Below are 12,381 nucleotides of genomic sequence, written 5' to 3'. Positions count from 1 at the left end.
AAGCTCAAGGCCAACCCCTCGTCGTGATGAACAAACGGTCCGTGTCTGGCAACCTACACCGCAGGGCCAGCCCTACGGCTAACGTACGGCGGCCGCCAGAAGTTTCATCCGGTGCCGCACGCGGGCACTTCGCCCTTGCCGGTGCGCAGCGCGTCGAGTGCGAGCACCGCGTTGTGCAGATTGTCGGCCTTGACCAGGCGCAGCCCGTCAGGCACGGCCTGCAGGGCCTCGTCGCAGTTTTCGGCCGGGGTGAGGAACACCGAGGCTCCCGACTTGCGGGCGCCGACCATCTTCTGGGCGATGCCGCCGATCGCGCCCACCTGCCCGGCGGGGGTGATGGTGCCGGTGCCCGCGATGTCCTTGCCACCGGTGAGCTGGCCAGGAGTCAGCTTGTCGATGATGCCGAGAGAGAACATCAGCCCCGCGCTCGGCCCGCCGACGTCGCCCACGTTGATGTCTACGTCGAACGGGAACTCGTACTTGGGCTGCATGACCACGCCCACGATCGCCTTGCCGTCGGGGCCGGCCTCGGTCGGCACCGTCACGTCCAGCGTCTTCGCGCCCCGCGTGACGTTGAAGGTGACGGTCTCGCCCGGCTTGTGCGCCCTGACCGCGTCGGAGACGGTCTTGAGCTCGGTCACCCGCCGGCCGTCGACGGTGTTGATCTTGTCGCCGTCCTTCAGCTTGCCGTCGGCGGGCTTGCCCTTCTGGATGGACGCGACCAAGACGAGGGTCTCGTAGGAGATCTTGAGCTCGGTCAGCGCGGCGGCGGTGGCGTAGTCCTGGGAGTTGGTCATTTCGACGGTGTTCTCCTCCTCGACCTGCTTCTGCGAGCGGGTGTCGGGGAAGATCGTCTCCTCGGGGACGACGGCGACGCTCGGATCGATCCAACCCCGCAGCGCGGTCAGCAAATCGATCCGGCTGCTGGGGCCGCCCTGGTAGGCCACCGTGACCAGGCTCAGCGCACCGCTGGTCGGGTAGGTCGGCCGTCCGCTGATCGCGATCACGGGTTTCTTCTCGATCTCGCCGATCGTGTTCTCGGTCGGCCCGGGGCTCAGCACGACGTACGGAACCTTCGCGGTGGCGCCGAGGATGCCGAGCACGAGCACGAGAAAACCCGAAACCAGCAGGGTCAAGGCGCGTCGCGACATGGAGACGAGCTTATTCGCAGGCACCGACCCACTCGGCCGACCCGTCGGCGAACAGCTGATGTTTCCAGATCGGGACCTGGGCCTTGAGATCGTCGATCAGTCGACGGGACGCCTTGAACGCCTCGTCACGATGCGGACAGGCCACCGCCACGATCACCGCCGTGTCGCCGAGCTCCAGATCGCCGACCCGGTGGACGGCGGCCAGCGCGGTCACGGAGAAGTCGGCGGCGACCTTCTCGGCCACCTGCCTCAGCTCCTCGACGGCCGACGGATGGGCCGAATAGGACAGCCGGGTCACCGGCTTGCCGTGATCCTGCTCACGTACGGTGCCGATGAAGACGGCGGTGCCGCCGGCGGCGTGGTCGCTCACGGCGGCCAGCACCTCGTCCACGGAGAGCGCAGTGTCGCGAATGCCGAGCAACCGGATGACGTCCACGTAAGGGAGCCTACCTAGTCTGTCCGGAGATGCCGCGTTCAGAGACGCCGCTTCTTGCGCACCTGATGGACGATGGCCGCGGTGCCGATGACCGCGACGGTGGCGCCGGCGGCCGTGAGCGTCGCCTCCTTGACCGGCAGCCGCCTGCCGACCACGGTCGTGCGGTTCTCGCGGAGCTCCAGCAACTGCTCCAGCGCCGCCTCGTTGGTCCAGGCGGGCTTCCAGCCGGCCTCGCGCAGCCCCGCGCAGTCGACGACCCACGGGTAGACCACGTAGTGCAGGTCGGTCGCGGGAGCCGGGGTGATGCCGAGCCGGTGCAGGCGCTGAGCCGTGCCGAACGTCAGCCCGGCGGGCAGCTCGAATCTCCGCAGCCCCGACAGCTCCTCGACCTTCTCCTGCTCCAGCCACCCGTCGGAGCCCACCGCCAGCACGCCTTTCACCAGGCCGCGCGCGGCCAGCACCAGAGCCGACAGCAGGTCGTCGAGGTGGCAGAACTGCCAGCGCGGTGAGCAGCCCTTGACCGTCAGCAGCCTGGGCGACTCGAAATGCCGGGTGATGACCGTGTCGACGCCCGGCCCCACCACCGCCGCGGGCCGGAGCACGGTCACCTCGAGCCCCGGATGGCTGCGCAGCGCCCGGCGGACCAGCGCCTCGATCTCCAGGTAGTCGCCCACCACGCCGGTGTCGGGCTCGGCGGCGACCGCGGCGTCCTCCGGCAGCGGCACGTCGTTCTCGGGCGCGGCGCCGTACACCATGGCGCTCGTGACGAGCACCACACGGCGGACCCGCGCGGCGGCGGAGGCGGTCAGCACGGTCTGCGCCGCCCGCAGGTTGTAGGCCCGGCGCTCGCCCGGATCGGAGTCGACCGCGTAGTCACCGGCCAGATGGACCAGGACGTCGATGTCGGAGATCCGGTTCGCCAAGAGCGGATCTCGTACGTCGATCACTCTCCACGTGGCTTCCTGGATGTCGCCGCGCTCTTCGTCGATGGCCACCACTCTGCGGAAATCCGCGGAGGATACGAGTCTCGCGAGCAGCTCGCGGCCTAGGCCGGAGGCCGCGCCGGTGACGGCTACGACTGGTTGGCGCGGGCGTTTCGAGGTAGGCACCAGGTCCTCACTTTGCACTGAACCGCCGTAGGACGACTAACGTTGCGGATGTGGACTCCTCCATCCTGCACGAGGTAGAGCGGTGACTGACCTGCCAGGTCGCGAAAACGACCCTAACGAGAACCCGTTCGCCATGTTCGGCAATCCTGAGCAGATGGCTCAGGCGATGCGCCAGTTCGCCGACATGCTGTCGGCGCCGCAGGGTTCGGGCCCTGTCAACTGGGACATGGCGAAGAACATAGCCCGCCACGCCGTGGTCGCCGACGGTGATCCCAGCGTCATGGAAGGCGAACGCCGTCAGATCGTCGACGCGCTGAGCCTGGCCGACCTCTGGCTGAACGAGGCGACCTCGCTGCCCAGCGGTGTGTCCAATCCGCAGGCGTGGAGTCGTTCCGAGTGGATCGAGAACACGATCCCGGTGTGGCGCAAGCTCTGCGAGCCGATCGCCGAGCGCATGGTCGACACCATGGGCGGCGCGCTCGGCGGAGCCGGTCTGCCACCCGAGGCGCAGCAGATGGCCGGGCCGCTGATGGGCATGCTCAAGCAGATGGGCGGCATGATGGTCGGCCAGCAGATCGGCCAGGCCCTCGGCTCGCTGGCCCGCGAGGTGATCGGCACCAGCGACATCGGCCTGCCGCTGTCCGGCACCGCCGCGCTGCTGCCCGGCGGCATCGCCTCCTTCAGCCAGGGCCTCGAGCTGCCCGCCGACGAGATCAGGCTCTACCTGGCGCTGCGCGAGGCCGCTCACCACCGGCTGTTCCAGCACGTGCCGTGGCTGCGCTCGCACCTGCTCGGCGCGGTCGAGGAGTACGCCAGGGGCATCACGGTCGACACCTCCGCCCTGGAGGAGCAGATCCGCGGCCTCGACATCAACAACCCGGAGGCGATCCAGGAGGCACTGAGCGGCGGCGCGCTCCTCAAGCCCGAGGAGACCGAGCGGCAGAAGGCCGCGCTGACGCGCCTGGAGACGATGCTCGCCCTGGTCGAGGGCTGGGTGGCCACTGTGGTCGGCCAGGCCGCCGAGGGCAAGCTGCCCTCCGCCGGCGCGCTGGCCGAGACGGTACGCCGGCGGCGCGCCACGGGCGGCCCGGCCGAGCTGACCTTCGGCACGCTGGTCGGCCTGGAGCTGCGGCCCCGCCGGCTCCGTGAGGCGGCGGCCCTCTGGCAGGCGCTGAAGGACGCGCGCGGCATCGACGAGCGCGACGCTCTCTGGTCACACCCCGACCTCATGCCGCACGCCGACGATCTGGACGATCCCGAAGCGTTCGTACGCGGCGACTCGTCGTGGGACATCTCACAGCTGGAGACCAAGCCCGACGACGAGGGCGACGGGAGTTGAGCTCACACCGCGACGCGGTTGACGTGCTGACCGGCTGGGTGGCGCCGACCGTCGAGGAGAAACTGCTGCGCGAGGAGTTCCTCGACCACCTGCGCGCGCACCACGACGCGATGTGGCGCGAGTGCGTGCCCGGGCACCTGACGGCGACCACCGCGGTGCTGTCGCACGACGGTGCCCGCGTGCTGCTCACCCTTCATCCCAAGGCCGGGATGTGGCTCCCGATGGGCGGTCACTGCGAGCCGTCCGACCCGACGCTCGAGGCCACCGCGCTGCGTGAGGCCACCGAGGAGTCCGGGATCGAGGGGCTCCGACTGCTCCCCGGCCCGCTGGCGCTCGACCGGCACAAGGTGTGGTGCCATCCTCCCCACAGCTGGCACCTCGACGTCGAGTACGCCGCCGTGGCTCCCGCCGACGCCGAGGCTGTGATCAGCGAGGAGTCGCTCGACCTGCGCTGGTTCCCGGTGGACGAGATCCCCGAGCTCTCCGACGACGCCACCCGCCGGCTGGCGGCCCGTGGCCGGGCGGCCCTTACGTCGAGTTCACGTGCACACGGCTAGAGTCCGTACCGTTCCACAAGGGGGGTAGGTGGACGTCTCAGCCGAGAGTCCTGTCGGGGGCACGATCGTCACGCCCGTGCGCGGGCCTCGCCGCAAGATCGGCGGCGCCGCGCTGACCTGGCTGGCGGTCACGCCGTTCGCCGCCTGGGCCGTGGCCAGGGTGGCGGGGCTGGAGCGCGGGTCGCTGCCCACACAGCTCATGACCGCCACCCCGTACGCCGCCGCGGGCTCGCTGGTACCCCTGCTGATCGCGGCGCTCGGGCGCAGGCGGGCCGCGACCGTGGTCGCCCTGCTCACGACGACCGCGTTCGGCCTCACAGTGCTGCCCCGGACGCTCGGCTCCGCCGAGGCCACGGCGGGCAGGCCGTTGAAGGTGCTGACGATCAATCTGCTGTTCGGGCGGGCCGACGTGGAGACGGTCGTCGATCTGGTACGCCGCTTCGATCCCGACGTGCTGAGCACCCAGGAGCTGACGCCTGGCGCGGTCAGCGAGCTCGACGCGGCAGGGCTGAAGACCCTGATGCCACACCGGGTGCTCCAGGACGAGTGGAGCGCGAGCGGCAGCGGCATCTACTCCAAGCATCCCGTCGAGCCGCTCGACCCGATGGTCCCGCCGATCGGGCACAACATGCCGGCGGCCCTGGTGTCGCTGCCGGGCGGCAAGGCGATCGAGCTCGTGGACGTGCATCCCTACCCGCCGGTGGGCCGCCAGTTCACTGATTGGAACGAGGCACTGGAGGCGCTGCCGCCGGCGTCGGGCGAGAGGGTGCGGGTGCTGGCGGGCGACTTCAACGCGACGATCGACCACGCTCCCATGCGGCGGTTGATGTCACGCGGCTACAAGGACGCGGCCGGCCAGGTGGGCGCGGGCCTGATCCCGACCTGGCCGGCGAACAAGCGGGTGCCGCCGATCATCACGATCGACCACGTGCTGGTCGACCGGCGCGTGGGCGTCAAGGACGTCAGCGTGCACACCGTGCCCGGCACCGACCACCGCGCGGTGTTCGCCGAGCTCAGAGTGCCCTGATCAGGGCACGGGTGGAGTCCCAGCCTTCGAGACCGGGGTCGAGGCGGTCGAGGTCGGCGCGGGTGCGCAGGCGGTGCCAGCCTGGCCCGGTCGCGACCATGCGAGGGCCGGGGGCCCGAGCACGCAGGGTCGCCACCAGGTGGGGGTCATCGAGATCGGGATCGGCCCAGCCGGGCATCGGGAGCCCGCAGGCCAACGCCACGGCTCCGCCGTGCTCGGCCGGGCAGACCGTGATCTGGGCGCGGCCCAGCTCGCGGAACAACTTGCCGATCAGCAGCGGCGGCAGGTCGGGCGCGTCGGCGGCGACCACGGCGGCCTGGTCGCCCTTCAGCCGCCCGATGACACCGGAGAGCGGAGTGTCCTCGTCGACCACGATCACCTCGGTGCCGGGCCAGACGATCTCCTCAAGCTCCGGAACGCTCGTCACCAGGACCGGCGTGACGAACTCCAGGCTCGCGACCATCTCGTAGGTGTCCTCGGCGATCGCCTCGAGGAACATCCGGGGGGCGACGCCCTCGGGGGCCGCCCCCGCCATGCCCCGGCGTGCCAGCACCGCGACGACGCGCGTCAACACTCCTCCGGTGTGGAGTGCCCGGCGGCGGAGAACCCTTCGAGGAATCCACGCGCCCGCTCCGCCTTGGGATACTGCTCCACCAGCTTCCAGAACGCGGGGCCGTGGCTCGGCACGAGCAGGTGCACCAACTCGTGGATGATCACGTAGTTGATCACCCACTCCGGCAGGCCCTTGAGGCGCGTCGAGATGCGGATCGTGCCGTTCTCCGGGGTGCAGGAGCCCCATCGGTGCTGCTGGTTGTCGACCCAGCGCACACTCACGGGCTCGGCCTTGCCGTCGAGGAACTTCATCGACAGCTCTATCGCCCTGGCGAGGAGGTCCTCGTCGGTCGGCCGCCTTCTGCGCTCCTTGGCCGCCAGCCGATCGAGCATCCGGCTCACCCATTCGTCAGCGTCTTCACCGGTCAGCCAGGAGGGCAGCAGCACGATCGTCTTGTCGCCGTCGCGGTAGGCGGACACCGTCCGCCGGCGACGAGGACTGCGACGAACCTCGACTGTCTCGGGGGGCACATATGCACGTTAGCCGAGACTGACGAAATTCCACAGAGGGAGAGGGGTTGTTTCTGCTGGTCAGATGATTAAGACCCGGTGAATTTGGGCATGCGCCTTTCCCGATGGGCGGTCAAACCCTCGATCATGTCGGCAGAGGCCATGGTCACCGGCTGGGCGAGCGACTCCCAGCGCAGCGCGGCTTCAAGGTCCTGATGGTCCTGGTTGAGGGCAACCTTGGTGAGTTTGGTGGCGATGGGGGCGTTTGCGGCGATCTTCCGGGCGACCGTGTCGACCTCGCTCATGAGGTCGGCTCTGGGGAAGGCTTGATCCACCAGTCCCTTGCCCGCAGCCTCCGCCCCGGTGAGCGTGCGGCCGGCGAGCAGCATCTCCCGGGCCAGCCCGACCCCCACCCTCCTGGGCAGCAGGTACGTCGCCGCCATCCCCGGGTGCAGACCCAGCGAGGTGAACGGCGCCAGCAGCTTGGCGTCGTCGGCGGCGTAGATCAGGTCGCAGGCCAGCGCCACGCAGAGCCCCGCGCCCACGGCGGCCCCGTTGACGGCGGCGATCGTGGGCACCTCCAGCTCGGTGATGGACAGCCACGTGCGATAGAACCCGAGCATCCGATCCCGCAGTCGAGGCACCGGCTCCGCACCTCGCTCGCCCAGCCAGGACAGATCGCCGCCCGAGCTGAACGCCGTCCCCGCCCCCGTGACCACCACACAGCGGACGTCCTGGTCGGTGGCCAGCTCGGCCATCGTCCGGCGCCACTGCTCCGTCATGTCGTCGGTCATCGCGTTACGCCGGTCGGGCAGATTGAGGGTGACCCGGACGACACCGTCTTCCGAGCGATCGACCAAGAGCTCGTTCATGCCGGAGATCGTAACCGTCCACAGGCCGGCCGCTCAGCTACGGGGTTATCCACAGGAGCCCGCGAAGCCGCTCCGGAGGGCGGGCGCGCGTGCGAATCTTGCGGCCATGAGGCCACGTGTGAAGCCCGCGTTGAAGCGGATCCTCCGCGACGAGCAGACGTTGCAGCTGGGCGTGCATCCCGGGCGGGCGGTCCTGCTGACCGGGCTGACGCGGTCCGTCCGGCAGTGGCTCGACGGGCTCGACGGGAGCCGCGACCTCGGGCAGACGCTGCTCGCGGCGTCGGCGGCCGGCCTGGCCGAGCAGGAGGCGCGAGGGTTGCTCGACCAGCTCACCGCGCGCGGAGTCGTGCACGACGCCGCCACGGTTCTGGCGAAGGAGTTGCCGCTCGCCGAGCGTGACCGGCTTGCCCCCGACCTCGACGCCCTCGACCTGGCGTCGACCGCTCCGGAGGGCGCGGCGGCCGCGCTGGCCGTCAGGCGACGGGCCCGGGTGCGGGTCTACGGAGCCGGCCGGGTCGGAGCCCAGGTGGTCACTCTCCTGGCCGCCTGCGGGGTGGGAGACATCCGGGTGATCGATCCGGGGCCGGTCCGGGTGCGCGACCTCACACCAGGTGGGCTGACCTGGGCTGAGGCGGGGATGAGCCGACAGGACGGGGCGGTGGCCGTGGCGCGCAGGCTCATGCCCGGTGACGGGGCCACGTCGTCCAGCGGCGTGCGGGCCGGCGGCCCCTACCTGGGCGATCGGACCGAGCGCCCCGATCTCGTCATCCTCGCCCCGGTCGGGCCGCTCGACGGCGTGCTCGTCAGCGAGTTGACCACGCTCGGCATCGCCCACCTCTTGGTCTCCGCCTTCGAGGGGCACGGATCCGTGGGGCCTCTGGTGCTGCCCGGCCGCACCGCCTGCCTGCACTGTCTCGACCTGACCCGGCGCGACGGCGACCCCGACTGGCCGATCGTCACCGCCCGCCTGGGCGGCTATCCGCCCGGCGAGATCGCCTGCGACACCACTCTGGCGGCACTCATGGCCGCCTCCGTGACCGGTCACGCGCTTGCGTATCTTGATGGCCGGGAGGCTGCTGTGACCAATGGCACAGTGGACGTCATGCCTGATTGGCACTGGAAAACCAGGCCCTGGAGCCCTCATCCCGAATGTCGTTGTATGCGAAACAATCCTTATTCGCTAAGAATGGAGGATGTCAGCGACCAGGGACTGACCTGATCCGGAGACGACATCGCGAAGGGAGGAGCGGTTTCTCGATCGAGACACCGCGCATCAGTGTGAGCGATCTGCCACGCCGCGCCGTCACGCGCTCCGCAAAACTGGCCACCCTTCCGCTCGGGTTCGCCGGCCGCACCGCACTCGGCCTGGGCAAGCGCATCGGAGGCAGGCCCGCCGAGCTCGTCGCCCAGGAGATCCAGCAGCGCACCGCCGAGCAGATCTTCAAGGTGCTCGGCGAGCTCAAGGGCGGCGCCATGAAGCTCGGGCAGGCGCTGTCCATCTTCGAGGCGGCACTGCCCCAGGAGATCGTCGGCCCCTACCGGGCCACGCTGACCAAGCTGCAGGAGGCCGCGCCCCCGCTGCCCGTGGCCACGGTCCACCGGGTGCTCTCCGAGCAACTGGGCGACGACTGGCGGGAAAACTTCCGCTCCTTCGACGACCAGCCCACCGCGGCGGCCTCCATCGGCCAGGTCCACCGCGCGGTGTGGCACGACGGCCGCGAAGTCGCCGTCAAGATCCAGTACCCAGGCGCCGGTAAGGCCCTGCTCGGCGACTTCACGCAGCTGGCCCGCCTCGGCAAACTCTTCGGTGTGTTGCTGCCGGGCCTCGACATCAAGGCGGTCCTCTCCGAGCTGCGCGAGCGCATCGCCGAAGAGCTCGACTACTTCCGCGAGGCCGAGGCCCAGCACGCCTTCGCTCTGGAGTTCCGCGACGATCCCGACTTCCACGTGCCCGACGTGATCGCCGCCAACGAGATGGTGCTGGTCACCGAATGGATGGACGGCACCCCGCTGTCCCGGGTCATCGCCGAGGGCACCCAGGAAGAACGCAACCGGATGGGGCTGCTCTTCGTCCGTTTCCTGTTCTGCTCACCGGCCCGGGTGGGCATGCTCCACGCCGACCCCCATCCGGGCAACTTCCGCATGCTCGACGACGGCAGTCTCGGCATCCTCGACTTCGGCGCGGTCAACCGTCTCCCGGAGGGCTACCCCAAGGTCTTCGGCCAGCTCACCCGCATCTTCAACCAGGGCGACATGGAGAGCGTGGTCGAGGGGCTCCGCGCCGAGGGGTTCATCCTGCCCGGCATAGAGGTGGACGTCGACGCCCTCCGGGGTTTCCTCGCTCCCTACGTCGAGCCGACGGCGGTGGAGGAGTTCACCTTCAGCCGTCAGTGGCTGCAGACTCAGGCCGCCAGCGTCACCGACCTACGGCCCAACAACGTGGTACGCCAGCTCAACCTCCCTGTGTCCTACGTCCTCATCCACCGGGTGCACGCGGCGGGCGTAGGCGTGCTCTGCCAGCTCAACGCGACCGCCCGGTTCCGCGACGAGGTGATCCGCTGGGTGCCCGGCTTCGCCGACGACCCCGACGACCAACCGCTCGCCATCAGCTGAGTCCTGGCGGTCACGCGTGGCCTGAAACGGGTTCTCGCCGAAACACCAGGAGACCGCCAGAACAAGTAGTCGCGTATGTCGTCAGCACCGCATGCGACTGCTGGTAATCGGCGCTTGCGCCGACTGATCCTGAATACGTGGCGAAGTGGTCGGGCGAGGTCTTCGCGGGCGGTGATCGCTGCATGCCGAGGAGCGATTTGGTACGAGTGCTCGCTCATGACTCTTTGATGATCATCAGGATCGCTTTTCGGATGGCCCAGCAGGCCAGGAGGACGCCGAAGACGGCTTCCGCGATCCGCATCCACAGGGGAGAGGCTTCGTCCGCATAAATCACGACACCGAGCCACATTAGGCCGAATACTCCGACAAGGATGATTGCCGCCCAATTCAACCCTCGTTGCCACATATGCGAAGTCTTACAGCCGCACGCCCAAGGGCGGGTATGTGCCGAGTTGTCATCCGGTCACCGCTCTACGCACGTGACGGACATGAAGGATCGGCCCCGCGATCTCGACGAGAACAACCTGCGGCTGGTCCTACCCGAATGGGGCATCCAACCCGTCGCGCTCGCCTACGCCCCAGTCGGTCTCGGTGACTGCCACTGGATCGTGACCGGCGCCGACGACTGGCGGTGGTTCGTCACCGCTGCAGGCCTGAAACTGAAGGGCCGGCACGGGGCAGCCGCTCTGCGCCACGCCATGGACACCGCCGACGCGCTACGCGCCCCGGACTTCGTGGTGGCTCCCATACGCACGAGTCGCGGTGAGACCGTCCGACCGGCCGGAGCCCGGTACGCCGTGAGCGTCTTCCCGTACCTGGATGGCGTCCCTGGATCATCCGGTCAGGAGCCGACTCCCACGCGGCGAGGACTGGTCGTGGACCTGCTGGCCAGGCTGGACGAGGCGGAGCCACCGGCACATGCGCCGCTTCCCCACGCCGAACGTCACATCGGGCGAGCCTGGAGCAGGCCATCGGGGAGTGTGATCGGCACCGCGAGGCGGGGCCGTTCACGCGAGCCGCCGGATCGCTGGTCGCGGAGCATGCCAAGGGGCTGCGACGACGGCTGGACGAGTTCGACCGGTTGGCGAGGGAGGTCGACTGGGACGCGCGCGTGGTCACCCACGGGGAGCCGCATCCGGGCAACCTGCTGTGGCGGGGGAGCGGAGCCTGCTGGTCGACTGGGACACAGTGGGTCTGGCGCCGCCCGAGCGAGACCTCTGGATGTGTGAGGGAAATCTCGAAAGATACGTGGAGGTCTCGGGCCGCCGGCCGGAGCCGGCCGCTCTGGCCTTCTACCGCCTTCGATGGGCCCTGGACGACGTGGCCATCTTCGTCGACCAGTTTCGCCGCCCCCATGAACGGACGCCCGACACCGAAGTGGCCCGGTCGGCGTTCGCCGGCACGGTGGAAGAGCTGACGGCTTAGCGCGGCAGCCGTCGCCCGGTGCCGACGCAGCGGCGCGAGCGCATGCCGCGCGGGCGGATGGTCTCCTTCTGCTCCAGGCAGGCGAGCAGCGCCGCCGCCGTCCGGGCATCGGAGAGGATCCGTTGTACGGCCTCGCCGTCGGCGGGTAGTTGCCCCCGCTCGGCCAGTTCGTGCTTGATGAAAGCCAGGGGATCGGGCGCGTCCGCGATGTCCGCGGCGACCGTGGCCCTGGCGGCGGTGAGCAGGCGCAGGTAGTGCGTCCGCAGAACAGCCTCGCGCATGCGGGCGTGTTCGAGGTCGTCGATCAGGGTCCGGGCGACTCGCAGCAGGTCTCCAGCATGAGTCGCCTCGTCGGCGAGGTAGGCGCGGATGTCGTCGAACTCCGAGCGAGTCATGGTGGACACCTCCGTGGGCGCATGGTGCTCGTAGGTACTTCGTACCGAGACACGATTGCGGATTGCTTGCGGTCGGCTTGCCTTCACGGATGTGGGGCGGCGTGTTGGGCAGGTTTGAGTGTCAGGTGGTGAGGGGAGGACCTGAGGATTACCTATGTGGCGCCGGGTAGGGGTTCAAGGCTGCTAGAGTTGCGGAGCGCAGGGCGCCGCAGGTTCGCAGAATCTCGGAGATGCCCGCGCATCCCACTTCTTCTGGTTTGTCTGGATGGTTCGTGTCTGTCCAGATGGCTGGTAAGTTAGAGGGGTTGCCCTGGGAACGGGGTGGTGTTCGATTTCTGCTGGTCAGACTGGTTCGGGTCAATTTGACACGGGTCTGGGGGGCTGGGAGGATTTGA

General features: G+C 69.3%; 14 protein-coding genes. 6 read left to right on the top strand and 8 right to left on the bottom strand.

Translation table 11 applies throughout. The annotated features are described in order from the left end of the window. Positions 1-104 precede the first annotated feature (104 nt). From IEY82_RS35835 to IEY82_RS35825, 3 genes are read right to left on the bottom strand one after another with little or no spacing between them, the layout of a single operon-like run. Positions 105-1,151: a YlbL family protein gene (locus IEY82_RS35835; RefSeq protein ID WP_189128731.1), complete on the bottom strand. Its 1,047-nt coding sequence runs from the start codon at positions 1,149-1,151 to the stop codon at positions 105-107. A gap of 10 nt (positions 1,152-1,161) precedes the next feature. Continuing rightward, on the bottom strand, positions 1,162-1,587 hold the full coding sequence (locus IEY82_RS35830; RefSeq protein ID WP_189128730.1) for a molybdenum cofactor biosynthesis protein MoaE: 426 nt from the start codon (positions 1,585-1,587) through the stop codon (positions 1,162-1,164). Positions 1,588-1,625: 38 nt separating this feature from the next. Continuing rightward, entirely contained in the window at positions 1,626-2,699 is a 1,074-nt protein-coding gene (locus tag IEY82_RS35825; protein WP_189128766.1) for an NAD-dependent epimerase/dehydratase family protein, read from the bottom strand. Between the two features lie 79 nt (positions 2,700-2,778). On the opposite strand from IEY82_RS35825, the gene IEY82_RS35820 reads away from it, so the two are divergent. The 3 genes from IEY82_RS35820 to IEY82_RS35810 are packed head-to-tail and all read left to right on the top strand — an operon-like array spanning position 2,779 to position 5,619. Further along, positions 2,779-4,035, top strand: a complete 1,257-nt coding sequence (locus IEY82_RS35820) for a zinc-dependent metalloprotease (RefSeq protein ID WP_225264299.1) — start codon at positions 2,779-2,781, stop codon at positions 4,033-4,035. After that, positions 4,032-4,592 carry an NUDIX hydrolase gene (locus IEY82_RS35815; RefSeq protein ID WP_189128729.1) on the top strand — a complete coding sequence of 187 codons (561 nt, stop codon included), beginning with the start codon at positions 4,032-4,034 and terminating at the stop codon, positions 4,590-4,592. The genes IEY82_RS35820 and IEY82_RS35815 overlap by 4 nt, the downstream gene beginning before the upstream one ends. 28 nt (positions 4,593-4,620) lie before the next feature. Continuing rightward, complete coding sequence (locus IEY82_RS35810; protein WP_189128728.1) at positions 4,621-5,619, top strand: endonuclease/exonuclease/phosphatase family protein; 999 nt, start codon at positions 4,621-4,623, stop codon at positions 5,617-5,619. Here the strand turns inward: IEY82_RS35810 and IEY82_RS35805 are convergent. From IEY82_RS35805 to IEY82_RS35795, 3 genes are all read right to left on the bottom strand, one after another. Then, the gene (locus IEY82_RS35805) at positions 5,606-6,190 is read right to left on the bottom strand and encodes a glycosyltransferase family protein (RefSeq protein WP_189128727.1); all 585 of its coding nucleotides are present in this window, start codon (positions 6,188-6,190) and stop codon (positions 5,606-5,608) included. The genes IEY82_RS35810 and IEY82_RS35805 overlap by 14 nt on opposite strands. After that, positions 6,187-6,702 (bottom strand): M48 metallopeptidase family protein, encoded by a 516-nt coding sequence (locus IEY82_RS35800; protein WP_189128726.1) that lies wholly within the window; start codon positions 6,700-6,702, stop codon positions 6,187-6,189. Before IEY82_RS35800 ends, IEY82_RS35805 begins: the two co-directional genes overlap by 4 nt. Before the next feature lie 68 nt (positions 6,703-6,770). Then, the gene (locus IEY82_RS35795; protein ID WP_189128725.1) at positions 6,771-7,553 is read right to left on the bottom strand and encodes an enoyl-CoA hydratase/isomerase family protein; all 783 of its coding nucleotides are present in this window, start codon (positions 7,551-7,553) and stop codon (positions 6,771-6,773) included. Between the two features lie 106 nt (positions 7,554-7,659). On the opposite strand from IEY82_RS35795, the gene IEY82_RS35790 reads away from it, so the two are divergent. Together IEY82_RS35790 and IEY82_RS35785 are read left to right on the top strand one after the other, a co-directional pair. Next, on the top strand, positions 7,660-8,772 hold the full coding sequence (locus IEY82_RS35790) for a ThiF family adenylyltransferase (protein WP_189128724.1): 1,113 nt from the start codon (positions 7,660-7,662) through the stop codon (positions 8,770-8,772). Positions 8,773-8,831: 59 nt separating this feature from the next. Next, positions 8,832-10,166 carry an ABC1 kinase family protein gene (locus IEY82_RS35785; protein ID WP_189128723.1) on the top strand — a complete coding sequence of 445 codons (1,335 nt, stop codon included), beginning with the start codon at positions 8,832-8,834 and terminating at the stop codon, positions 10,164-10,166. Positions 10,167-10,380: 214 nt separating this feature from the next. Here the strand turns inward: IEY82_RS35785 and IEY82_RS40040 are convergent, their stop codons facing one another. After that, positions 10,381-10,515 carry a hypothetical protein gene (locus IEY82_RS40040; RefSeq protein ID WP_263648871.1) on the bottom strand — a complete coding sequence of 45 codons (135 nt, stop codon included), beginning with the start codon at positions 10,513-10,515 and terminating at the stop codon, positions 10,381-10,383. Positions 10,516-11,387: 872 nt separating this feature from the next. On the opposite strand from IEY82_RS40040, the gene IEY82_RS39645 reads away from it, so the two are divergent. Then, a complete protein-coding gene (locus tag IEY82_RS39645; protein ID WP_225264296.1) occupies positions 11,388-11,591 on the top strand; it encodes a hypothetical protein in 204 nt (67 codons plus the stop codon). Here the strand turns inward: IEY82_RS39645 and IEY82_RS35770 are convergent. Continuing rightward, complete coding sequence (locus tag IEY82_RS35770; protein WP_189128721.1) at positions 11,588-11,986, bottom strand: hypothetical protein; 399 nt, start codon at positions 11,984-11,986, stop codon at positions 11,588-11,590. The genes IEY82_RS39645 and IEY82_RS35770 overlap by 4 nt on opposite strands. Between the last annotated feature and the right edge of the window lie 395 nt (positions 11,987-12,381).

Source organism: Nonomuraea cavernae (genome assembly GCF_014646355.1).
Taxonomy (GTDB): domain Bacteria; phylum Actinomycetota; class Actinomycetes; order Streptosporangiales; family Streptosporangiaceae; genus Nonomuraea; species Nonomuraea cavernae.
The sequence above is the reverse complement of the archived record's forward strand: the minus strand, read 5'-3'. Positions and strand labels throughout refer to the sequence as shown.